The organism is Bacillus sp. 03113 (genome assembly GCF_006546985.1).
In the GTDB taxonomy this organism is placed as follows: Bacteria; Bacillota; Bacilli; order Bacillales; family Cytobacillaceae; genus VATK01.
The window spans coordinates 198231-221856 of record NZ_VATK01000007.1 but is presented as its reverse complement, the minus strand read 5'-3'; the positions used below and the strand labels follow the sequence as shown (position 1 = coordinate 221856).

23 protein-coding genes and 1 riboswitch are annotated in these 23626 nt (G+C 36.3%); of the genes, 10 read left to right on the top strand and 13 right to left on the bottom strand.

Going from position 1 to position 23626, the window contains the following annotated elements; all coding sequences use genetic code 11:
• Positions 1–100 precede the first annotated feature (100 nt).
• Both FDO66_RS08760 and FDO66_RS08755 read left to right on the top strand, forming a co-directional pair.
• Entirely contained in the window at positions 101–682 is a 582-nt protein-coding gene (locus FDO66_RS08760) for an LOG family protein (RefSeq protein WP_141432254.1), read from the top strand.
• Between the two features lie 238 nt (positions 683–920).
• Complete coding sequence (locus tag FDO66_RS08755) at positions 921–1829, top strand: DUF1002 domain-containing protein (RefSeq protein ID WP_141432281.1); 909 nt, start codon at positions 921–923, stop codon at positions 1827–1829.
• Positions 1830–1890: 61 nt separating this feature from the next.
• Here FDO66_RS08755 and FDO66_RS08750 read toward each other — a convergent pair whose 3' ends face one another.
• A complete protein-coding gene (locus FDO66_RS08750; protein ID WP_141432253.1) occupies positions 1891–2289 on the bottom strand; it encodes a 3-hydroxyacyl-ACP dehydratase FabZ family protein in 399 nt (132 codons plus the stop codon).
• A 23-nt stretch (positions 2290–2312) separates the two neighbouring features.
• Positions 2313–3293, bottom strand: coding sequence for a ketoacyl-ACP synthase III (locus tag FDO66_RS08745; protein ID WP_141432252.1), 981 nt, complete (start codon positions 3291–3293; stop codon positions 2313–2315).
• A 207-nt stretch (positions 3294–3500) separates the two neighbouring features.
• Here FDO66_RS08745 and FDO66_RS08740 point away from each other — a divergent pair, with 207 nt between their 5' ends.
• Positions 3501–4049, top strand: coding sequence for a flavodoxin family protein (locus tag FDO66_RS08740; protein ID WP_141432251.1), 549 nt, complete (start codon positions 3501–3503; stop codon positions 4047–4049).
• Between the two features lie 15 nt (positions 4050–4064).
• Positions 4065–4997 carry an EamA family transporter RarD gene (gene rarD / locus FDO66_RS08735; protein ID WP_141432250.1) on the top strand — a complete coding sequence of 311 codons (933 nt, stop codon included), beginning with the start codon at positions 4065–4067 and terminating at the stop codon, positions 4995–4997.
• A 215-nt stretch (positions 4998–5212) separates the two neighbouring features.
• Here rarD and FDO66_RS08730 read toward each other — a convergent pair whose 3' ends face one another.
• The 6 genes from FDO66_RS08730 to FDO66_RS21455 all read right to left on the bottom strand — a co-directional run bounded on the left by FDO66_RS08730 (position 5213) and on the right by FDO66_RS21455 (position 11410).
• On the bottom strand, positions 5213–5623 hold the full coding sequence (locus tag FDO66_RS08730; RefSeq protein WP_141432249.1) for a CBS domain-containing protein: 411 nt from the start codon (positions 5621–5623) through the stop codon (positions 5213–5215).
• A 15-nt stretch (positions 5624–5638) separates the two neighbouring features.
• Positions 5639–6787 (bottom strand): KdpD-like non-kinase potassium sensor, encoded by a 1149-nt coding sequence (gene kdpDN / locus FDO66_RS08725; RefSeq protein ID WP_141432248.1) that lies wholly within the window; start codon positions 6785–6787, stop codon positions 5639–5641.
• 79 nt (positions 6788–6866) lie between these two features.
• Positions 6867–7448 carry a potassium-transporting ATPase subunit KdpC gene (gene kdpC, locus FDO66_RS08720; RefSeq protein WP_141432247.1) on the bottom strand — a complete coding sequence of 194 codons (582 nt, stop codon included), beginning with the start codon at positions 7446–7448 and terminating at the stop codon, positions 6867–6869.
• Between the two features lie 42 nt (positions 7449–7490).
• Entirely contained in the window at positions 7491–9506 is a 2016-nt protein-coding gene (kdpB, locus tag FDO66_RS08715) for a potassium-transporting ATPase subunit KdpB (RefSeq protein WP_141432280.1), read from the bottom strand.
• A gap of 136 nt (positions 9507–9642) precedes the next feature.
• The gene (gene kdpA / locus FDO66_RS08710; protein ID WP_141432279.1) at positions 9643–11310 is read right to left on the bottom strand and encodes a potassium-transporting ATPase subunit KdpA; all 1668 of its coding nucleotides are present in this window, start codon (positions 11308–11310) and stop codon (positions 9643–9645) included.
• A gap of 22 nt (positions 11311–11332) precedes the next feature.
• A complete protein-coding gene (locus tag FDO66_RS21455; RefSeq protein WP_141432278.1) occupies positions 11333–11410 on the bottom strand; it encodes a potassium-transporting ATPase subunit F in 78 nt (25 codons plus the stop codon).
• A gap of 538 nt (positions 11411–11948) precedes the next feature.
• Positions 11949–12088: riboswitch (cyclic di-AMP (ydaO/yuaA leader) on the bottom strand.
• A 224-nt stretch (positions 12089–12312) separates the two neighbouring features.
• On the opposite strand from FDO66_RS21455, the gene FDO66_RS08700 reads away from it, so the two are divergent.
• The gene (locus FDO66_RS08700) at positions 12313–12684 is read left to right on the top strand and encodes a Na-translocating system protein MpsC family protein (protein WP_141432246.1); all 372 of its coding nucleotides are present in this window, start codon (positions 12313–12315) and stop codon (positions 12682–12684) included.
• A gap of 321 nt (positions 12685–13005) precedes the next feature.
• Positions 13006–14844, top strand: a complete 1839-nt coding sequence (locus FDO66_RS08695; protein ID WP_141432245.1) for an APC family permease — start codon at positions 13006–13008, stop codon at positions 14842–14844.
• 76 nt (positions 14845–14920) lie between these two features.
• Here the strand turns inward: FDO66_RS08695 and FDO66_RS21450 are convergent, their stop codons facing one another.
• Positions 14921–15025, bottom strand: coding sequence for a hypothetical protein (locus FDO66_RS21450; RefSeq protein WP_395939759.1), 105 nt, complete (start codon positions 15023–15025; stop codon positions 14921–14923).
• 286 nt (positions 15026–15311) lie between these two features.
• On the opposite strand from FDO66_RS21450, the gene FDO66_RS08685 reads away from it, so the two are divergent.
• Positions 15312–16265: a carbohydrate kinase family protein gene (locus tag FDO66_RS08685; RefSeq protein ID WP_141432244.1), complete on the top strand. Its 954-nt coding sequence runs from the start codon at positions 15312–15314 to the stop codon at positions 16263–16265.
• Between the two features lie 120 nt (positions 16266–16385).
• Positions 16386–16802 (top strand): GNAT family acetyltransferase, encoded by a 417-nt coding sequence (locus FDO66_RS08680; protein WP_141432243.1) that lies wholly within the window; start codon positions 16386–16388, stop codon positions 16800–16802.
• 49 nt (positions 16803–16851) lie between these two features.
• Here FDO66_RS08680 and FDO66_RS08675 read toward each other — a convergent pair whose 3' ends face one another.
• Both FDO66_RS08675 and FDO66_RS08670 read right to left on the bottom strand, forming a co-directional pair.
• The gene (locus tag FDO66_RS08675; RefSeq protein WP_141432242.1) at positions 16852–17820 is read right to left on the bottom strand and encodes a DMT family transporter; all 969 of its coding nucleotides are present in this window, start codon (positions 17818–17820) and stop codon (positions 16852–16854) included.
• Positions 17821–17836: 16 nt separating this feature from the next.
• The gene (locus FDO66_RS08670; protein ID WP_141432241.1) at positions 17837–18490 is read right to left on the bottom strand and encodes a GntR family transcriptional regulator; all 654 of its coding nucleotides are present in this window, start codon (positions 18488–18490) and stop codon (positions 17837–17839) included.
• A 263-nt stretch (positions 18491–18753) separates the two neighbouring features.
• Here FDO66_RS08670 and FDO66_RS08665 point away from each other — a divergent pair, with 263 nt between their 5' ends.
• Positions 18754–19635 carry a cation diffusion facilitator family transporter gene (locus tag FDO66_RS08665; RefSeq protein ID WP_141432240.1) on the top strand — a complete coding sequence of 294 codons (882 nt, stop codon included), beginning with the start codon at positions 18754–18756 and terminating at the stop codon, positions 19633–19635.
• A 224-nt stretch (positions 19636–19859) separates the two neighbouring features.
• On the opposite strand, the gene FDO66_RS08660 is transcribed toward FDO66_RS08665, so the two are convergent.
• Positions 19860–21329, bottom strand: coding sequence for a DHA2 family efflux MFS transporter permease subunit (locus FDO66_RS08660; RefSeq protein WP_141432239.1), 1470 nt, complete (start codon positions 21327–21329; stop codon positions 19860–19862).
• Positions 21330–21530: 201 nt separating this feature from the next.
• Here FDO66_RS08660 and FDO66_RS08655 point away from each other — a divergent pair, with 201 nt between their 5' ends.
• Positions 21531–22133: a TetR/AcrR family transcriptional regulator gene (locus FDO66_RS08655; protein WP_141432238.1), complete on the top strand. Its 603-nt coding sequence runs from the start codon at positions 21531–21533 to the stop codon at positions 22131–22133.
• Between the two features lie 173 nt (positions 22134–22306).
• Here FDO66_RS08655 and FDO66_RS08650 read toward each other — a convergent pair whose 3' ends face one another.
• Entirely contained in the window at positions 22307–23452 is a 1146-nt protein-coding gene (locus FDO66_RS08650) for a uroporphyrinogen decarboxylase family protein (protein ID WP_181444498.1), read from the bottom strand.
• Positions 23453–23626: the final 174 nt, after the last annotated feature.

Genomic DNA, 23626 nt, shown 5'->3' with positions numbered 1-23626 from the left:
GTGGCAATTTTTTTGCTTATAAAGCTCTCTATTAAAGGATTTAATAACCTATTTCTATATAAAGTTTTGACAATACGTGTTATGTACTGGGGGACGGAAAATGAAAACTCTTTGTGTTTTTGCTGGATCTAGCGCAGGAAATCATCAGGATTACCAAATAAAAACGAAAGAGCTTGGAAAATTCATTGCTTCTAATGGTTATCAGCTCGTTTACGGCGGATCAAAAGTCGGGTTAATGGGCGAAGTAGCAAATGAAGTTTTGTTGAATGGAGGAAAAGTTATCGGCGTTATGCCAAATGGGCTTTTCAAAGGTGAAACCGCACATAATAGTTTGACTCAATTCATTAAAGTAAATTCGATGCATGAAAGAAAAGCGAAAATGAATGAGCTTGCAGATGGCTTTATTGCATTACCTGGAGGAATAGGTACATTTGAAGAGCTATTTGAAGTATTGTGCTGGTCACAAATCGGCATTCATAAAAAGCCAATCGGATTATTTAATATAAATCATTACTACGACCCTCTAGTTAATTTGATAACAAACAGTATTCAAGCTGGGTTTGCAAAAGAATCAACCTTAAAGCTTTTGAGTGTTTCAGATGACCCTGAAGAATTGCTCTCTTTTATGACAAGCTATACTCCCCCGACCATGGAACAAAAATGGAAAAAAATTAATTTTTAAAATAAACATCAAATTAAATTGTTAATATAACAAAAAAGGAGAGAATCATTTTAGTTTGGTTCTCTCCTCCTTTTTATATATTAAGGTTTGTAATAATTTAACTATTTTATTCATTTCATCCACCTTTAACCAATCGTTAACACCTTTTAAGCCAAATATAGTAAAATAGGCCATGTTAAGTTAAAACTTTTTAAAATTAGTAATTTTACTAGCAAAAGGAGAAACAGAAATGTTTAAAATGAACTGGATGAAAACCATTGCAATTGGTACAATACTTGCACTTTTCTTAACAACAAGCAGCAGTGTTTTCGCATCCAATGGCAATAATGACGACAGCATAAATGAAAAATTCGGGCTTCCAATTGTTGTTTACGGTGAAGCTTTATCGGCACAACAGAAAGAGGAAGTCAGAAGTTTATTAGAAGTCAAAGACACGAACAAAGTGACAGAAATAACGGTTACAGGAAAGGATCTTGTTACCTATATTAAGGATGATGCACGCTCTAATATGTATTCTTCTGCCAAAATCACAAGAAAAGAAAATGGCGAAGGACTTGTCATTCATTTAGCAACGCCTGAAAATATTACAGAAGTAACAAAAGAAATGTATGCAAATGCCTTGCTGACAGCAGGAATTCAAGATGCAGCGGTCGATGTCGCTTCACCAATTAAAGTTAGCGGCCACTCTGCACTTGTAGGAATTTATAAAGCATATGACGAGAATCAAACTGTAGAATTGAATAAAGATCGAACTGAGGTCGCAAATGAAGAGTTAAGCCTCGCTACAAATCTAGCAAAGAAAGATGGCTTGGATCAAGATAAAGTGAGCGAGCTTTTGACAGAAATAAAAAAAGAGATTGCTGATCAAAAACCCGCTACAAAAGAAGAGATCGAAAACATAGTTGACAATAAATTGAGGAGCCTTGAGCTTCAATTAAATTCACAAGACCGGCAGCTGCTCATTGATCTATTTGAAAAAATGCGGAATCTTAATATTACATTCGACAATGTACAATCACAGCTTGATGACCTTTCAAAAACAATCGAAAAACGAATCAATGAAACAGTAGGGGATAGCGGCTTTATTCAAAAGGTTTCAGACTTCTTTAAAAACTTGATCGATGGGATAAAAAATATATTCTCATAGCCGTTATTCTGCTTATTTTTTACAAACATAAAGAAAGTGAACCCTAAAAGAAATGGAGGGTTCACTTTTCTATATAAATAGAAATATTTGCTTTTGCAATGATATCACCGTTAACAGATGCTTGACCTTTTCCAAAAATGAAGCCTTTTCGGTTTCGAATAACCTCATAATACAGATCAACTCTATCCCCGGGGCGGGCATATTTGAAAAATTCCACCTCTTTTAATGAAGAAAGAAAACCCAATCCTCTTTCCTTATTCGTTGATGTAAAGGCACTCAATTGAGCAAGGGCTTCGATCACAAGCATTTGCGGCATATAGTTTTGATTGTCTGTGATAAACCATTCATTCTCTGTTATATTTTTATATCCCTTTGCCCATTTTCCGGGCTCCAATTCAACGACTCCATCAATCATAAGGAAGGGCTGTCTATGAGGCAGCACACTCAAAATATCTTGCATATAACATTCCCCCTATTTGAATATTACAAATCCCATTGTATGATCAGCCCTAAATGTGTCAGACCTCCACCAAACCCATATAGTAAGAGTGTATCCCCAGCTTGTACTTTTTCCTCTTTTATCCCTAAATGCAGTGCTAACGGAATGGATACAGAAGATGTATTGCCCATGTATTCAACACTTGTTAATGTTTTTTCTAACGGTAAATTGGCTTTTTCGCATATAGATTCAATCATTCTAAGATTTGCACTGTGCGGAACAAACCAATCAATATCTTCCTTCTCAAGATTTGCTTTTACTAGTAATTCGTCAATTCCGTCTGGCACTGTACGTGTTGCCCACTTATACACTTCTCTGCCATTTTGAACAATTTTACCATTTGTATGAATAGGAGTGCCATTTATTGAAGGAGCAAAGTTGCTTCGGTAAACATGAATTCCTCCTTCTCCTTTTGATCCCATATGAACAGCTTTAAAGCTAGGATTTTCTTCATCATACTCTACTAATACAGCCCCAGCTCCATCTCCAAATAAAATACACGTTGTTCGGTCATGATAGTCGGTTACTTTTGACATCGTTTCCGCTGCAACAACTAAGATCTTTTTGTGCAAGCTAGACGTGATTAAGCTATTGGCCATATGGAGGCCATATGTAAAGCCAGCACATGTTGCGTTTAAGTCAAACGCACCTGTTTGTTCGATATGAAAGTGCCTTTGAATTTCACAAGCTACACTCGGAAAAATATGATCAGGCGTTGTCGTTGCAACAATAATACAATCCACGTCATGCATATCCTTTTGATAGGTTTCAAGCATATTTTCAATCGCTCTAATCGCTAAAGTAGAAGAAAATTCTTCCTCATTGGCTATTCTTCTTTCCTTCATTCCCGTTCTTTGAACAATCCACTCGTCACTTGTATCTACCAGCTTTTCCAAATCATTGTTCGTTAGCTTTTTTTCAGGGATATACGTACCAATTGCAGTAATACGTGCTTTTGATTTCATAAAAAACCACCCTTTATTTTATACTTACTATTATAACTAAATATTAGTACCAGGTGATAATTTTGTCAAATTTATGCATTATCACATATTTGAATAGATCCTATCAATACTTTTGATTTCCATGAAGGCTCTAAAAGGATTACAATAAATAATGCTCCATTCTGTGAAAAATTGGGGATTATTTTTTTAAAGAAAGGAATGTTTGCGATGCTTGTCATAGATGGCGGAACTCGGATAAATGGCAATACAGAAGTTCTTACAAATATCCTATTAGAAGGAATTCCTTTTGAACGAATTTATTTGAAAGATTATGATATACTTCCCATTGTGGATCAAAGGCATGATCCTAATGGGTTTCAACCAATCAAAGATGATTTTCATCAAATTATTACGAAGGCATTAGATTTAGATGTTGTTATATTCGCAACTCCTATCTACTGGTACGGAATGAGCGGACTGATGAAAAACTTTATCGATCGCTGGTCTCAAGGGATGCGTGATGTTCGTTTAGATTTTAAAAAGAAAATGAAAAGTAAAAAAATGTTTGTCGTAGCTGTTGGGGGGGACAACCCGAGACAAAAAGGGCTTCCACTTATGATGCAATTTCAATATATATTTGATTTTGTCGGAGCTCATTTTGTCGGGTATCTTATCGGAGAGGGCAATGCTCCGAGTGAAATATTAAATGACAAGGAAGCTATTCATCAAGCCCAATTCTATCATCAAAAGCTTCAAAATGAGAAAATTCATGAATAGAAAATGAGGATAATAATGAAAAATGAAAACAACCAAACAACTGGAATGTTGTATGCCATATTCGCTTATTTTATGTGGGGTATATTCCCACTCTACTGGAAGCTGATTCATTCAGTTTCTTCCTTTGAAATTTTAGCTCATCGAATATTTTGGTCATTTATTTTTATGATTTTTCTGCTTGTTTTTTCAAAGAAATTGAAACTCTTTTTTACAAGCTTAAAAAAATTAATTCAAAGTCCTAGGAATTTACTTTTTCTTTTGATAGCATCGATCCTTGTAAGTATGAACTGGGTTCTTTATATTTGGTCTGTTAACCATGGACATATTATTGAAACGAGTCTTGGTTACTATATCAATCCATTGATTACAATTTTACTAGGAATCGTCTTTTTAAAAGAGAAGCTTAATCCTTGGCAAGTTGTTGCAATTGTACTCGCCTTCTCAGGTGTAGTCTTATTGACATTTGAGTTTGGGCAAATCCCATGGATCGCACTAACATTAGCTTTTACCTTTGCCTTTTATGGACTCATCAAAAAGTATATTAAATTAGATGCTATGGTCGGATTAACGATCGAAACCATGTTTGTTGCACCTATTGCATTAATATATTTAATTACACTGAAAGTGAATGATTCCATTTCCTTTGGAACAGGCTCTTTGATGACAACCTTATTATTACTTGGTACAGGTATTGCCACTGCGTTACCTTTACTCTGTTTTGCTGAAGCAGGAAAAAGAATCTCACTCACTATGATTGGGTTCTTTCAATACATTTCACCGACGATTACACTTGTAATAGGCATTTTTGTTTTTAAAGAAAATTTTTCTCAAGCTCAACTCACTTCTTTCTTATTCATTTGGGCGGCACTAATTATTTTTTCACTAGCTGAAACCAAGTTTATGACTAAATTCCTTCATAAAGGAAAACCTATTCATGTAGGAAAATAATAAAAATGAAAGGCATCTTCTGACTTATCTAGTAGAAGATGCTTTTCATTTTTATAAATGATATCTTTAATCTTCAATAAGGCTGATTTCAATCCTTTCTTTTCAGCCACAAAATGCAGCTTCATAATTTTATATCTTTTTTCCCAATCAATCTCTAAATGGCGAGGTCCCCCACATTTATGAATGATCAGAAGGAAGTAAGGGTATAAAGGATTCTAACTTAACGAAGCTACCTTCTTTGTAAAATATTCAATAATCTCTCTTCTCCTTATGATCCCAATGAAAATATTTTTGTCGTCTACTACTGGCACAAAATTTTGTTCCATAGCCTTTGCTAATATGTCTTCCATCTCAGCATTGATTGAAATAGCTTCAATTTTGCGATGAAGAGGAACTTCTCTAAGCCATATTTTACTCGTGTTTTCAAAGCTTAGAGTAGGAGTATTTTTTATTTTCCAAAGTAAATCACCTTCCGTCAGTGTTCCAATATATTTTCCTTCATGATCTATTATTGGGACAGCTGAATATTTGTGATACTCCATTTTTTCTAACGCTTGCCTCATGGTAGATTCATATTTAATGTAGGCTACTTCATTTTTGGGAATTAAGAAAAATGCTACATTCATATAAATATAACCTCCTTACCTTCCGTCTGAAACAATATGAATATCAATATTTGATGTTTTTCTCATGATTGTATTGACGATTGAGCCTTTACGAATTTCTTCCCATCTTGTTCTTGCTGACTGTCCTAATAATATTTGTGTAATATGATATTTTTTCGCGATTTCTATTATCACTTCTGCAGGCTTTCGCTTGCCCTGCTCCTCCAGCAAAAACTCAGCATTAAATTGATCAGCCAATATCTTCCATTGTTGTATTTTTTGCCTCTTTTCTTGATTAAAAGAATCCATGTCTTCAGAGGCAATATTTAAAATAAAGAGATCTGCTTTTAATCGATTAGCCATTCTCCACCCTCTTCGAATTAGCTTTTCTGCTGTTGGCCCAAAATGGACACAAACTAATATTTTTTCGTATACGCCAATAGGGCCGTCTTGTAGATCTCCACTTATTTGTTCTATTTTCTCATCAACATCGTTCGCAATCTCTCGAAGTGCCAGCTCCCTTAATGCAGACAAATTAGTCGTCGTAAAAAAATGGCTAAGACTCTGTTCTATTTTTTCAGGATGATAGATTTTCCCCTCCGTTAATCTTTTTCTTAACGCTTCAGGTGTAATATCGATTAGCTGTGTTTCATTTGCCTTTTTCATAAACGTATCTGGTATTCTCTCTCGTACAGTAACACCTGTAATTTGTTGAATAATATCATTTACACTTTCAAGATGTTGAATATTTACTGCTGACATGACATCTATTCCTGCTTCCAAAATGTCTTCAACATCCATATATCTTTTCAAATGAATCGATCCGGGAATGTTTGTGTGGGCTAACTCATCAACAATGACTATATCCGGTTTTCTAGCGATGATTGCTTGCACATTTAGTTCATAAAATGTTTTCCCTTTATAGTCTATAGACATAAGCGGGACAAATTCTAAATTCTTAATTTGTTCTTCCGTTTCTTTTCTGCCATGTGTTTCAATCAAACCAATGACAACATCTTTGCCTTCTTTTCGTAAATCTCTCGCATCCTGAAGCATTTTGTATGACTTTCCAACACCAGGTGATGCACCTATATATAGCTTTAGCTTCCCTCTATTTGATTGAACAATCTCATCTAGAAGCTCTTCAGGTGTTTTTTTTCTAAAGTATGGATGTTCTTGTTTCACTGATTTCACCCCAAATCATAACCGTCTATCGTTTTGTAAAAATGAATATCCCCGGCCGGATTAGCCAGGGCTTCTGCATCTATTTCATTATCTTCATCAAATCAAGATTTAATTTTAGGACGTTCACACGTTCCTCTCCGAATAAACCAAGCTCTTTCCCTTCTGTATGTTCTTTAATTAATTCTTCTAGCCTTTTTTGTTCGATCCCTGTTATATTCGAAATTCTACTCACTTGAGCGGATGCAGATTCTGGACTAATGTGCGGATCTAATCCAGAGCCTGAATTCGTTACAAGATCGATTGGCACTTCACTGATTGGCGTATCAGGATTCGCTGTTTTCCAAGCTTCGATTGAGTCCTTTGTACGATTGATCATGTCCTGGTTCGAAGGAGCATAGTTATTAGATCCAGAGCCAGCCCCATTATTTTCTATACTAGAAACTCTTCCTTGAAAAAATTTCTGATCAGTGAAATTTTGTCCAATTAATTCAGAGCCAATTGCTTCATGCTTATCATTGTAGATCAAGCTTCCATCCGCTTTTTCAGGCATGATGACTTGAGCAATACCCGTTGCCGCAAGCGGGTATGCTAAGCCGCATAAAACCATGATAAGAAAACTGGTTCGAATAATAGGTGCGAACAAACTTTGTTCTTCTTTCATTTGAAAACTACCTACTTTCTTCTATATATAATGGGTTTTTCCTTAAACAAACAAAGCGATTATTAAATCTAATAATTTAATCCCAATAAAAGGTACAAGCACGCCTCCTAAACCATAAATTGTTAAGTTCCGGCGGAGCAATGAATTGGAACTCATTGGTTTATAAGAAACACCTTTCATCGCCAACGGTATCAATAATGGGATAATGATCGCATTAAAGATTAAAGCAGATAGGATAGCTGACTTTGGTGAATCAAGTCCCATAATGTTTAGTACATGCATTTCCGGAATGGCAAGCATAAACATAGCCGGGATGATCGCAAAGTATTTGGCAATATCATTTGCAATACTAAATGTTGTTAATGCCCCCCTTGTCATCAGGAGCTGTTTTCCTATGGAAACTACTTCAATGATTTTTGTCGGATCAGAATCTAAGTCAACCATATTCGCAGCTTCTTTTGCAGCAGTTGTCCCGCTATTCATGGCCAAACCAACATCTGCCTGTGCTAGAGCAGGAGCATCATTTGTTCCGTCTCCGGTCATCGCGACCAGTTTACCTTGATTCTGTTCATATTTAATGACTTCAATTTTATCCTCCGGCTTACATTCTGCAATAAATTCGTCTACGCCTGCTTCCTTCGCAATCGTTGCAGCCGTTAAAGGATTATCCCCTGTACACATAACCGTTTTAATCCCCATTTTTCGAAGCTGATCAAATCGTTCTCTCATTCCTGGTTTGACCGTATCCTTCAAATATATCAAACCAAATATTTGATTATCTAAAGCGACTGCAAGCGGTGTGCCGCCTTCTTTTGATATTTGGTTTGTTTTTTCATCTAAATCATTGGGAATGCTGCCTCCTTGCACTTTTACCCAATTTTTAACAGCTTCTACTGCACCTTTTCTTATATGACGACCGTCTGATAGATCAATTCCACTCATTTTCGTCTCAGCTTTAAACTCAATAACAGCACCGCCTTCAGCTAGCTGCTCATCAGCTTGCTGACCTTTTTGCTTAATTAAGGCAATTGTCGAACGTCCTTCTGGTGTTTCATCCTTTAATGAACTTAGTGCAGTCCAATACAATAATTCATCTTGAGACACAGAACCTACTGGTATAAAATCACTTGCCATACGATTACCAAAAGTAATGGTACCTGTTTTATCTAATATAATCGTGTTAATATCACCAGCAGCTTCTACAGCTTTTCCTGACATTGCCAGCACATTAAATTGTGTGACACGGTCCATGCCTGCAATTCCAATAGAGGATAATAAACCGCCAATCGTTGTTGGAATTAAACATACCAGCAAGGCAATTAAAACCGGTATTTCTATTTGAAAGCCTAAATAATTTGTAAAGAAAGGCAATGTCACGACGACAATCATAAAAATTAACGTTAAACTTGTTAACACGGTGTTTAATGCGATTTCATTAGGTGTTTTTTGACGTTCTGCCCCTTCTACAAGAGAGATCATTCGATCTAGAAATGATTCTCCTGGATTACTTGTCATTCTGACCTTAATTTTGTCACTAACCACTCTTGTTCCTCCAGTGACAGAATTAAAATCGCCGCCAGCCTCTTTGATAACGGGTGCTGATTCACCCGTAATAGCAGATTCATCCACTGAAGCTAACCCTTCAATCACTTCGCCGTCACCAGGAATCATCTCACCTTGAGAAACTGTCACAATATCTCCTTTTCGAAGATCAGCAGATGGCACCTGCTCGATTTTCCCATTTGGTTTCACAAGGTTTGCGATCATTTCTTGTTTTGATTTCTTTAATGTATTTGCCTGAGCTTTCCCTCTTCCTTCCGCCAATGCTTCTGCAAAGTTCGCAAATAGCACAGTCAACAGCAATATGAGCGTGACTGTTATATTAAACCATGGTTCCACTTCACTTTTTCCGAATACATTTGGAAAAAAAGACAGAATCAATGTGATTAAAAATCCTATTTCAACCACAAACATAATTGGATTCTTTGCCATTTTTCTTGGATCTAACTTTAGAAAGGATTCCTTCAGCGCTTGTGCAACCATCGCTTTATTTATCATTTTTCTATTTCCGTCCTTTTTATTGTCATAAGATTGATCATCAATAGAATCATTGTCTGTATTTGTTCTATTTTTAACATGAAGATTTTCAGGTCTCTTTTTTAATGCTTGATTGCCCACTTCTATCACCTCAGGTCTATAATGTTAAATATTCAGCAATCGGTCCTAACACTAATGTAGGAAAGAACGTAAGAGCACCTACGATAAAAATCGTTCCGAGTAAGATGGTTCCGAATAAGGATGTATCTGTTCGGAATGTACCGTTTGTTTCCGGAATTAACTTCTTTGAAGCCAGCGATCCTGCTACTGCTAACATCGTAACTAACCCGAAATATCGTCCAAGGTACATAACAATACCGGTGGAAATATTCCAGAATGGAGTGGCGTCCCCTAATCCTTCGAATCCTGAGCCATTATTTGCAGCTGAAGATGTATACTCATAAACAACTTGGCTAATGCCATGGAAGCCAGGGTTTGAAATCCCTTCAAATCCAAGTGGTGTAAATAACGCAATGGCAGAAGCACCTAAGATCAGAAATGGATGCATTAACATTGTAACGGCTATTAATTTCATCTCTTTTCCTTCAATCTTTTTGCCTAAAAATTCTGGCGTACGGCCAACCATTAAACCCGATAAGAAAACGGCAATCATGGCATACATAATGACATTCATAAAGCCAGATCCTACTCCTCCAAATACGGTATTTAATAACATGTTTGATAGCGTAAGCATACCGCTCATTGGAGTTAACGTATCGTGCATGGTGTTAACAGCACCTGTTTCTGTTGCTGTTGTAGTAATGGCATATAGGATCGATTGACCTGTACCGAATCGAACTTCCTTCCCTTCCATGCTTCCTTGGTCATGTTGAATACCTAATTGATTTAATGCTGGATTTCCTTGAAATTCATATAAAAGAGCTGACCCAAGAAAAACAATAAAAATCATCGCCATTGATACAAACAAGATCTTTCCTTGTTTTGCATTTCCAACCATTCGACCGTACGTAAACGGAAGGGCGGTTGGCAAAAGAAGCATTAACCAGATTTGCAGCAGATTACTAATGGCATTTGGGTTCTCAAATGGATGAGCAGAGTTTACTCCAAAAAATCCTCCACCGTTATTTCCTAATTCCTTGATTGATAAAAATGCACCAATCGGCCCGCGGGCGATTTCTTGTTTTGCCCCTTCTATTGTTTGGACCGTTGCTGTAGGTTCTAGAGTTTGTGGTACACCTAGAGCCACAAAAACAAATCCCATGATAAAAGCCAATGGCAGTAAGATACGCGTAATGGCACGAATGAAATCAACAAAAAAGTTACCTATTTTGTTTCCAGAAAGACCTCTTACAAAAGCAATGACTACCGCTAAGGCTGTAGCTGGAGTTGCAAACATCATAAACAAGATGGCGATCATTTGTGATAAATAGGATAATCCACTTTCACCGCTATAGTGCTGCAAGTTTGTACCTGTCATAAAACTGATTGCCGTATTAAATGCCAGTGCTGGATCCATACCTTTAATTCCACTTGGATTTAACGGCAGGATTCCTTGTAATCTAAAAACGAAGTAAACGAGGACAATCATAAATGCATTGGTTAATACAAGAGATATCGCATATTGTTTCCACGTTTGATTTACTTGCTTAATTCCGCCAATTTTAAAAAGGACTTTCTCAAAAGGACCAAATATTTTATTTAATTTCGTTGAATTGTAATTAAAAGCATTCGCTAAATATATGCCTGTTGGTTTGGCCAATAAAACTGCAACCAAAAGTGTAAGAATTATGGAAAGGATCATCATAAACACTGAGCTTACCTCCAAATTAAAATTTCTCTGGATTAATTAAAACGTATAATAAATAAACCGAAACGATTACAGCCAATCCAAACAAAACGACCATCACTATTCTTCCCTTCCTTGATCAACTAATTTCGAGGACCACTTCGTAAGGCCCAGCATCAGAGTTGGTAAAATAATAAGCAGCACCACCATGATTACATCTAACATGTGACCGACCTCCTAAATTTGAATGAAGTACCAATACAAAGTTTGATAAACTAAAACATTGAAGTTCTAATAGCACCTCCATATATCTCAGACCTATCAGGGGTATTACGCCTAAATTACCTATATTGGTCTTGAAGAACAAAAAAGACCAATGCTGCTGTTTCTCCAGGTTGAATACAAAGTACATGACTGACTGATCTATAAAAATATAGACTGTCCATTTACATGTCTTTTTTCAATTCAACTTTATTGGAGAAAAAGCTGCATTGGTCTACATAACACCCAGCAAGCTCATAGCCGTCTTTGTGCTCTGTCCCCTAGTAACTTTTTCATAATAGGCATAATAAAAAAGACCTACTTAAATCAGTCAGTCTGCTTTTTCGCTGCATTTTTTGCAACAAAAAAAGCCCCCTGAAAAAGGTGGTCTTTTAGACCTCCTTCGCTTTAGCCGACGAAGTTAGCTGACGGGTAGGATGGCGAAAGAGAAATCTCATCCCTTCTACATATGGTAGAATTAACCCCAAAATAATGGGTCCTCCGTTCTCATATCGAGATTAGGCCGAAATATTTGATTTGTTGTTTACGAGGACTATTCTACTTCCAACCTTTGCATTTGTAAAATCTCAAATTAGCGTATTTATTGCGAAAAACATCTAAATTTTTAATAGAAATGGATGTTTTTATTTAATTGCTAACTCTAGCTTATTATTTCGACGTTTTTAAAAAAACAATTGACTTTATTGATTATGCAACTGTAACATAACACCGTAATATATAGGGCTTGGGGGAAGAAAAATGGTATCCGCAAAGAAAAAGTTAGAAGCTGAAATAAGTGAAGCATTTATTAAACTTCAAAGAGACCTTGTTGGCAGAGGTCCACAAGAAACAAAAACTTACATTTTACAAGATATGGTTATTGTTCGTTTTAAAGGAGTACTAACAGTGGAGGAAAAACATTTAGTAAACCAGGACCATGGAAGAAAACTAGTGAAACAGATGAGACAAGTGCTCCGAGAAATGTACAGTAAAAATTTTGAAGAGATTGTTGAAAAATATACCCAATGCAAGGTTCTTTCCAGCCATAGTGATATCAGCACAAAAACAGGGGAAAGAATAGAAGTGTTTATAGTAGATAAGGAATTAGAAAAGCTCCTTGAACAAACATAATAAATTTATCTCAGTACCTTATTTTTATACTAAGCAGCCGTCACAGAACAAGCTCCAATCACAACTCCTAAAACCCAAAAATTCCCACTTCGCCAAGTAAGTTCAAGCTTAAATTCATCATTGCTCACAATTAGGACATTGGAATAAAAAGGATGTTCTAATAGCTTATTTTATTTTATTAAAATAGTTTTCGATATCTATTCTTACTAATTTAAGAATAGATGTTTTTGGACTAGGTAGAATAAAAGTTGTCTATGTTTTTTCCTTTTTGCCTTAAGCAAGAATAGCATAATCAAGCTTTTATTTATGGAGGATGATGAAATGAACAATTGGAAAAGGCTGCTAGTTGGAACTCCCATTCATACGAAACAACTATCAGAAGAGAAACTAACAAAAAAGAAAGCTTTAGCTGTATTTTCATCTGATGCCCTCTCTTCTGTCGCATACGCAACAGAAGAAATTTTGCTTGTTTTAGCCTTAATTGGCACACAAGCATTTATGTATTCTATTCCTATTGCGCTTTTCATCATATTGTTATTATTGATTGTCACACTTTCGTATCGTCAGATTATTCACAGCTTTCCATCTGGCGGGGGAGCCTATATCGTTGCTCGTGAGCATATAGGAAGAAATACTAGTCTGACAGCTGGTGCTGCTTTAATGATTGATTATATATTAACTGTTGCAGTAAGCATTAGTTCTGGAGTAGCTGCTTTGCTGTCTGCATTCCCTGCTTTACTCCCTTATCGTGTTTTGATTGCCGTATTACTTGTTATTGTATTGATGGTAACTAATCTGAGAGGGATCCGAGAATCTGCAAGTATTTTTGCATTCCCTACATATATTTTTGTTGCTTCGATTATCATTATGATTGGAGTTGGAATTTGGAAGCTGATCGGGGAAGGTTGGCAGCATTTTTCCATCCCACACCATACAGAACACTTTTCTTTACTTTCTTCATTAGGAACCACTTTTTTGCTATTACGAGCTTTTGCTTCCGGTTGTTCTGCATTAACAGGTGTAGAGGCTATTAGTAACGGAGTACCTTCTTTCCGGGAACCTAGTTCTAAAAATGCAGTAATCACCATGTTTTGGATGTCATTTCTGCTAGGGATTATGTTCTTTGGGATTACCATTTTGGCCAATGGATTTGGCGTCGTACCTAAAGAAAATGTAACCGTTGTCTCCCAACTCGCAAACCATGTATTTGGAAGCGGATTCTTTTACTATTTCATTCAAATCTTTACCATGCTCATTTTATTTTTAGCTGCTAATACCGCATTTGCTGGCTTTCCACAACTTGTTTCCATTATTGCACAAGATGGTTACCTCCCAAGAAATCTAACAAAACGAGGAGATCGATTAGTTTTCTCTAACGGTATTATCTATCTGAGTGTATTAGCTATCCTTTTAATCATCATTTTCCAAGGAGATACACACGCATTGGTCCCACTTTATGCAGTAGGTGTATTCTTATCTTTTACCATTGGACAATATGGATTAATCAAGTTTTTTTTAGAACGAAAGTCTCAACAAAAAATTTGGTCTAAAATCTTGATTGTAGGGATTGGGATGATCATAACTGGAATAGTTACCATCATAACTGGTGTAGCAAAATTTCAAAGTGGGGCTTGGATGGTAGTGGTCGCGATTCCATGTATCGTGTTTTTATTTCATAAAATTCACCGTCATTATTCTGATTTAGCAAATCAACTGAGCCTTCAAGGACAAGATCCTAAACAATTGATAAAGGTTTCGCCTTCAAAAGTGATTATTCCTATCTCGAGTGTAAGTCGAGTAGCTATTAACTCGATTGGCTATGCAAAAAGTATATCTAATGATGTAGTGGCATTTACTGTTTATTTTGATGAAAAACAAAAAGAACGGGCAGTGGAAAAGTGGAAGGCGAATGGGCTTGATATTCCCCTTGTCACAATTCATTCTCCTTACAGAAGCCTATTAGCACCGTTGCTAGACTATATTGATACATTAGAAGACAACGAAAGGGGAAAGTATATCACTGTTTTGATCCCACAATTTTTCGTAAAAAAGTGGTGGCATATATTTCTTCATAATCAAACAGCACTTTTCTTACGTGCGATGCTCTTATGGAGAAAGGATATTGTTATTGCTACGATTCCTTATCATCTTAAAAAATAGCGAATCAAAATAGGGAGAGGGTAACCTTTCCCTTTTTAATCCTAAGATTTAGTAACCCAAAAAAGTACCTTTCTCCTTATACCGCTTGTCTTGGAAACGTTATTTCAAACCGTGTTCCCTTATTTACTTCACTTTCAACCTTAATCGCTCCTGGATGCTGATTAACGATCCGCTTTGCAATAGATAACTCAAACCAAAATTGTTTGTTTGATATAATTTTTATAAAAATTTAACAGCTCAATTTTATCCTCAACTTCTAATAGTTTAAAGCGACTTTTCACCTCATACAAGAATTTCTGCATTCTTTAATATCGACCGCTTTTCATTTCTATTATCTATAAAAAATCCCTGGTTGTAACGCTGGGACCTTAATATGTCCTTAAATTTTTTTAGAGAGTATTGTCATTGGAGGCGATGAAAAGGCATAATGGAGAATATCGTTAATTTTATAAAAAGGAAGATTATGATTGAAAAAACAAGGGATTCTCTCATTCGGTGATGCGTTTGTAGACTACATAGCCACCGATTTATCTAATAAAAGCTTTGAAACCTATTTAGGAGGAACGACTATTAATGTTGCAACTGGTGTAGCTAGATTAGGTATACCAACTTCTTATATTTGTAAATTAGGAATGGATAAAGTAAGTCATTTTGTAGAAGAAGAGCTAACAAAGGAAAAGGTCGATATTCATTACAGTGTTAAAACCCCTACTAAGAAGATTTGTGGTGTATACGTTCATTTAAATGAAGAAGGTGACCGTTATTTTCATTCCTATATGAATGAAACACCAGATGAAGTACTGAAGGTCGAAGATTTAAATCCTGCTCCCTTTGAGCAAGCAAAAATCTTTTATTTTGGTTCAGGCACTCTTTTTCATGAACAAGCGAGAAAAGCGACTGAAAAAGCACTTGAGTTAGCGAAAAAATATCAAACATTGATTTCCTTTGACTCAAATATTCGGATGAAGCGTTGGAAAAGCGAAGAAGAATGTAGACAAACGATCCTTCCTTTTCTTGATAAAATCGACATCTTAAAAATCTCAGAGGACGAGCTATTCTTTTTAACAGAAACAAAATCGCTTGTTGCTGCATTTAAAGAGCTTGAGATCTATCAAATTCCATATGTGTTTATCACATTAGGAGAAAAAGGAACTTACACAGTTAGTTCGAATGGGAAAGCAATAGAACCTGCTCAAAAAATCGAAGCTCTCGATACAACAGGTGCTGGGGATGCCTTTATGTCAGGGATTTTAGCTTGCTTCCATGAAAAAGGAGCACCAACATCATTAGCAGATCTTAAAAAATACGCTAAAATTGGCAACGCCATGGGTACTTGGGTATCTACTCAAATGGGGGCATTGCCTCCGCTACCCTCCAACAAGGACTTTTACGAGAAAATAGTAAAGAACTATTTTTCTTAAGCTCTTTTTATCGAATTTCACAGATTTATTATCGATTTTTTAAATATTTTATCGATTTCCAAGATTTTTTATCGAATATAACTTATTTATTTTTTATTCTTCTCATTAGGTGGGTGTGCAATGGAATTTCGAAATTTTACTTTCAAAGATTATGAGGCAGTGATTGAATTATGGACATGTGCAGGCATTCAAATATGCCGTTCTGATTCGATTGAAGGGCTGAAAAAAATAGTAGAAAGAGAACCAGATTTATTTTTTGTTGCAGAGGAAAATCATAAAATCATTGGCGCTGTCATGGGCACCTACGATGGTCGACGAGGATGGGTCAATCATTTAGCCGTTCATCCTGAATATCAAGGCAAACAATTAGGGACACAAATAATGAAAGAGCTCGAAAAACGATTTAAACAAATTGGCTGTGAGAAAATCAATTTATTAATCGAAATGGATAATACAAAAGTACAAAAATTTTATGAGCAGCTAGGCTTTAATCAAGATGAATTAGTGTTTATGGAAAAATGGATTGATAAAAAATAATCTTTTGCGTGAAAAGGCGATCAAAACATGTTTTGATCGCCCTTATTTTTTAAGCACTAATGGATTCATTTTTCAATTTTGGCTTTTTCGTTGATACATAGCTATGTAATACCATACCTATAATAACAAGCAGCATTCCAACTAATGAGATATATGATGGAATTAAACTAGATAATAGAATGATCTCACCTAATGTCGCAAATACAACCTCTAATGATTGAGTCGCCTCTACCGCCCCTAATTTTTGCATATTCCCTTTGACCATATCTGTTGCTGAAAAAAATAGTACTGTTGCAATCACACCGGGAATAAGGGCTACTAAACCTGATTGTATGATCTGTCCCTCCCCAGGAGCTCCGACTGTCAAGGCTCCAATAATAGAAAGAATAACCCAAAAAGGCAAGCTTGCAATCGTCATTCCTAATACTCGTTGATAAACATCAAGTCGATCGGAGCATACGATCATCATTTTCCGGTTTCCGAGCGGATAGGCAACCGATGCCACTATGATAGGAACAACACATAATATGGCACTTTTAACTGAGAGCTCTGTCGCATGCTCAAACTGCATAAGAGCTACACCCAATAAAATTATCAAAGACATCAAAAGACCTTGAAAAGGAATTTTTCCTTTTATTTGAACAGTTCCCATTGCTGTTTGTACCGTTTCATAAAAAAACGGAACCAGCAAAGAACCAGATATAATCGTTATTTGCCATGTTCCAGCAATAAGCCAGCCCGGACCATACGCCGCCGCAAAGCATAAAGGAGCGTAAAATAAGCCAAATCCGACAAAGCTCCATATTAACCATTGAAGCGGTTGTTTTTTCATTTCATGAAAAAGTTGCCGTACATTTTTTCTAATGGCTACAATACAAAATAGCATCGGTATCATAAAAAAATACCTTAATGAAGCACTCCATATCCAACTCCCGCCAGATAATTCCATTGACCGATTTAAAATGAAAGCAAACGCAAAAAAGAAAGCCGAACAAACCCCTAATATAATCGGACGCAACCCATTCACCTCACTTTTACTGTCGAGTTAAAATTTCTCCAAGACTTAACCAATTTTCTTCCACTAGCTTGCCAATTAAATCCTTTTCTCCTTTCCGGCAGGCTTCGATAATTCCATTGTGTTGTTCAACTGATTTAAAACCTTGAGTTGAACCAAATTGGTAAATTTCCAGGCGATAAATTTTTGGCAAAATGCGATCTAAAGCAGAAACTATTTCAGGGTTCCCTGCAGTCTGTAAAAAAACATTATGGAAACCTGCATCCGCTTCAATTGCATCTGAAATTTTTAGATTCGTCATTGAATTTTTTAACTGTGCATTAAAGAATTCCAATTTTTCAAAATCTGATTCAATTAATCGTGGAATAGCGAGTCGTGCTGCTAAAGATTGTAAGGCTGCTACAACGGTAAATGCATGCCTTGCCTCCTCTAAATTAATCTCTGTTACACGCGTCACTGAACCAGGAACAGATTCTACAAGCCCCTCATCCTCAAGGCGCTTGATCGCTTCTCTTACAGGCGTACGGCTAATTTGAAATTTCTCCGCCAATTCCTTGTCATTCAAACGCTGTCCAGGCTTCATTTCTAGCATAATAATCGCTTTTTTTAGCGACACATACACTTCATCCCTAAAGGAAGATCGTTTAATGGGTTTAATATTCATATTTTCCATAAAACCAATATATCGCATATTAGTTATTGTATCAATGCTCCTCCTCTAAATTTTGCATTCCCTCAACAAAATTTTATTATACAAAGATCATTTATGTAAGCTATATCCTTTTGTTAACTAAAAAACTGTTTCTATAGACCCACTCATATATGGAATGTTATGATCATTTCTGTTAAATAATAAATCGCAGGAAGCACATATATTTTGCAGTGAAACGTGTAGATTCATTAATAAATTCTGATTTTAAAAAGTTGGTGGTACTTATGGAAAGTTATAATGATATTAAACAAGGAGAAAAAGGCGCCTGGATTAGCATTTTTACATATATCTTACTGTCTTTGCTAAAAATTATTGTAGGAAGGTATACAAACTCTGAAGCTCTTTTCTCTGATGGACTAAACAATACGTCAGATATAGTCGCTTCCCTCGCCGTTCTCATCGGGCTAAAGATTTCTCGTAGACCTCCGGATAAAAATCATCCTTATGGTCATTTCCGAGCTGAAACCATTTCTGCTCTTATTGCTTCTTTTATTATGGCTTTTATCGGGGTTGAAGTCATTCGCAATGCAATTGTTTCATTTGTTAAAGGCAGCAATGGAACTCCTGATATTACAGCGGCATGGGTAGCCTTAATTTCTGCTTGTGTCATGTTTGTTGTTTTTTTCTACAACTCAAGATTAGCCAAAAGGATTAATAATCAAGCATTAATGGCCGCTGCAAAAGATAATTTATCGGATGCTTATGTAAGTATCGGTGCCTTTATTGGAATTATCGGATCTCAATTTGGCTATCCATGGCTCGATGCCATTACAGCTATTATCGTTGGTTTAATTATTTGTAAAACAGCTCTGGAAATTTTTAGAGACACTGCTAATGTCTTAACGGATGGATTTAATGAGGAAGAGTACCTGTTGGAATACAAAGAAGCTATTATTAATACATCGGGTGTGAAGGAAGTAAAGGATATTAGAGCAAGAAGACATGGAAATCATGTTTTATTGGACGTAGTTATTGAAGTAAATCCTCAATTAAGCGTAAAAGAAAGCCATGATATTACAGAAAAAATCGAAATAAAAATGAAAAAGAAATTTAAGATTTATCATACATTGATTCATATTGAGCCAGTTAATCAAATAGTGAAATAAAAAGAAGACAGGTGCTCCCTGCCTTCTTTTTTATCTTATCAGAATTTATAAGTTCTAAAGTTAGACTGGTGTCTAGCTCCAGCGCCTATCGGCTATCAAACTTCAGGTCTTCTCCCTACGATAAGTCAACATCGATTCGCTGTCGCTCATCGTGTATCCTTTATCTCAGTCGAAGCCCCTCCAGTTTGTACGCCGATGATCAAGGCGCTTTCACTTTTCTTATATCAATGCCCAGCCATAACAGGTACTTCTGTTTTTTCCGCACCATCTTTTGCTTTCTTCGGTCTTTTAAGCAGAAGACTTAAGATCATCCCTATGATCGCGATCGACATTAATACAAAAAATGTGTCGCCAAAGGAAGTCGATAAAGCCTCAAGAGGCTGATGCCCCTCCTTCATATGTTCCTTTAATCTTTCCGATAAAATCGTCGACAATCCTGCGACTGCAAATGACATCATAACTTGCTGAGCAGCATTTGTAAGCGAGGTGACACGGCTAACAATATTTGCTGGAGCAGCTTGAATGATATGAGTATTTAATGGCATCATAGACAAGCCCATCCCAGCACCAAGAAGGGCTAAAGGAAGAATAAGCGCCCTTGCTCCGTCCTCTGCAGAAATACCCGATAATAAGAACGCCGCCGATGTAACAGATATTAGACCAGCAATAACAACCGGTCTTGCACCAAAACGATCAAATAAACGACCTCCGATAGGCATAAATACGGCTGCTGCAATCGCTTGAGGAAGGACAGCTAACCCTGAATCAAATGCACTAAAGCCTTTTCCTTGCTGAAGAAACAACGGAACAAGAAACATCGTGCCAAACAAGGCGATTTGTGTAATCCATTGAACGATAATCCCTCGAGTAAAATCAGCTGAACGAAAGACACGAAGTTCTAAAAGTGGCTGCTTACGTCGAAGCTCTACAATGACAAAAAGGATTAATGCTACTCCTCCAACAATTAAACCGGTAATCGTCTTCGTAGATGTCCAGCTTGTTCCACCTTCACTAACCCCATAGGCAATTGAAGCGAAAGCAATAGGTGCAAGAAGCATGCCTAGAAAATCAAGTGAAGGTACGGATTGACGTGCAAGGTTCGGCAATGTACGGATCCCTACCAAAACCGCGATGACACCAATTGGTAAATTAATAATAAAAATCCAATGCCAACTAGCATAATCGACAAACCAGCCAGCTAATAATGGGCCAAGTGCTGGTGCAAGGAGCATAGGAATCCCAATCATCCCCATCACTGCCCCTACTTTATCTGGGGGGCTAAGGCGATAAGTAAAAGCCATCGCAATAGGAGCTACCATTCCACCACCAAGTCCTTGAATAATCCTAAAAATGATAAGCTGCTCCACTCCTGAAGCGAACGCACATAAACCGGACCCAATCGTAAACATAATAACGGAAAAGAGAAAAACTCTTTTTGCCCCAAAACGATCCGAAAGCCAGCCTGCAAGCGGAATAACGGCCGCTTGCGCAAGCGCATATCCAGTAATTGTCCATTGAACAACAGAGAGTTTACTTTTAAAATCTGTGACCAAGCCTGGAAGTGCAACATTCATTGCCGTTCCATCTAAAATAACCATAAACATTCCAACAATTATAGCCAAAAGCGGTGCGATAATTTCTTTTACAGATGATACCTGATCCGTATGGACATCTGTCGTCGCTTCTGAAGACATTCGTAACCCTCCGTTTGTTATCAATTTCATACCAGTCCCTTACCATTGACCTAGTTTCGATCAATGCTTACAATAAGAAAGAGCATAGTATGATTAAACATTTTCCTGCGGACAATTGTCCGTTTACTTTGAAATAATAGCGGACAATTGTCCGTTTGTCAAATAAATAGAACGAATGATCGGAAAGGAGAATTTTTTTGTATGTCTAGTTCTACAAAACGGAGAGATGCAAAAGAAATTAGTGCAGCGATATTACAAACGACTGAGTTTTTATTTACTAAATATGGGGTTGAGAATGTCAGTATGCATCAAATTGCAAAAGCTGCAAAAGTAGGGCAAGGAACGATGTATCGACGCTATGCAAATAAGGGCGATCTTTGCATGGATTTAATGAAAGAACATTTCCAATCCTTACAAGAAGAAACAATTCAATATTTAAAGGATGCTAAAGCCATATCCGTAAAAGAAAGGATACAAGTTATTTTTAAACGGTTGCTATATTATGTAGAACAACATTCGCGCCTATTTGAAGCCATTCAATCCTATACAACCTGTGAAAAAACAAAAAAACCATTTTATGATGCTCCACCCTATGTTTTTATGCATAATACAATTCGTTTATTACTTGAGGAAGCAATCGAAACGAAAGTAGTTCGTCCAATAAATGCAGATTTTACGGCCCATACTCTTCTTTCTTCCATCAATCCAAAAATGTATATTTTCCTCCGTCAAAAAAATGGGTATACAGCAGAAGAAATCATAGAGAACTTTAACAAGTCTTTGCTGGAGCCTTTGTTTTATTAAATATTAAATGCCACAAATTCCGGTTTGTGGCATTTAATATTTTTTAAGAGGTAACTTTAAAACTGTCACTTAAGACGCGGGACAATTTGTTAGCATCAGGTATCAACAAATTTATCCCACTCAAAACGGAGAGGCTACAAAAAATTCCGATTACTTTCCTTCACCTCTAAAAGTCAATTCTTTATATTATTTACTATATCTCTTACAAGGGAAAGTCGATTATCAGGTACAGTTAATGGAATTACACATCCTGGCGCTAAGACAAACTTGTTGTCGTTTAATTGAGATACCGCTTCTTTCAAATGAATTTCCACACCATTATCAGATCCATTCTCTAACACTTCTTGTTGATCAATTCCTCCGACTAGTATTTTATCAGTAAGTTTTCTAGCATCTTTTAATGAAAGAGGTACCTTTCTATCATGCCAATTTATCGCCTCTACGGTATAATTCAGTAGCTCTTTAAACATTGGTTCACCTCCGTGAATGTGTAAAATATTAAACCATGTTCGATTTTGAACTGTATCTAAAACCTGAAGATCATAAAACCGGCCAAAAACGTTATAATCAATTACTGACAAGATGTTTGTGGTAGCCAGTTGAGTGGCAAAATATATCCCGTCAATACCCGATTCAACTAAAGCATTAACAAAGTCGCGAGTGGTTTCCGTAATTACCTCAAGTGCGTGATGAAGTGCTTCTGGGTATACTTGAATAAATTCAAACAAACGGTTTCCACTCATTTTGTATAGGGTAGTTAATGGACTAAAAACTGTGCCAATTACAGGAACTTCCCCATTAATCTTTCTCACTATCTCTTTCGTAACAGTTACTTCTCTAGCTAAGGCTCCTTCTAATACAGAAAGCTTTTTAATATTTTTCAAATCAGATTTTTTATTTATTGCATAATTAACAACTTTACCTACTTGAAAGTCATCGCTTGGCCATATAATTTGTGATCCCCAATCTTCAATTGAATACAGACCGTTGTAGCTTATTTTCACATAGTCAGATTTAAATTTTTTTTGGAAATTGAGTGTTGCATCTACAAATTTAGATGGATTTCTATCAACAAGCGGGAAGTGTTTATGTAAACTGATAGAAGGAAAATCTGTTTTTTCTCCTTCTAATATTTTTTCAATATTCCCCTTAGTTTGATTCCTTTTTGTAAAAGTATAAATCTTTTGAATCTTTTCCGAATGCATTTTAAATGAATCTGTCTGTATTGAAGGCGTTAATTGAACAATTCCACTTGTTTTACCATCCTTACTTTGTGATACATGAGTAGCAGCTTTGTTTATTTTCCAATTTGAATTCATATAAAATTCCCCCATTTAGAAAATAGATATATTACATAACCATTTTGCTATGATTTATATAATTGTTTATAGCTCATCAATGCTCAGAACTTCACAAAAAATTGTTACTGAAATTAAAGAGGATATTTTAGCACATAACCTATTTATCCTCCTTTTTATCTATAGGCTTTGTTA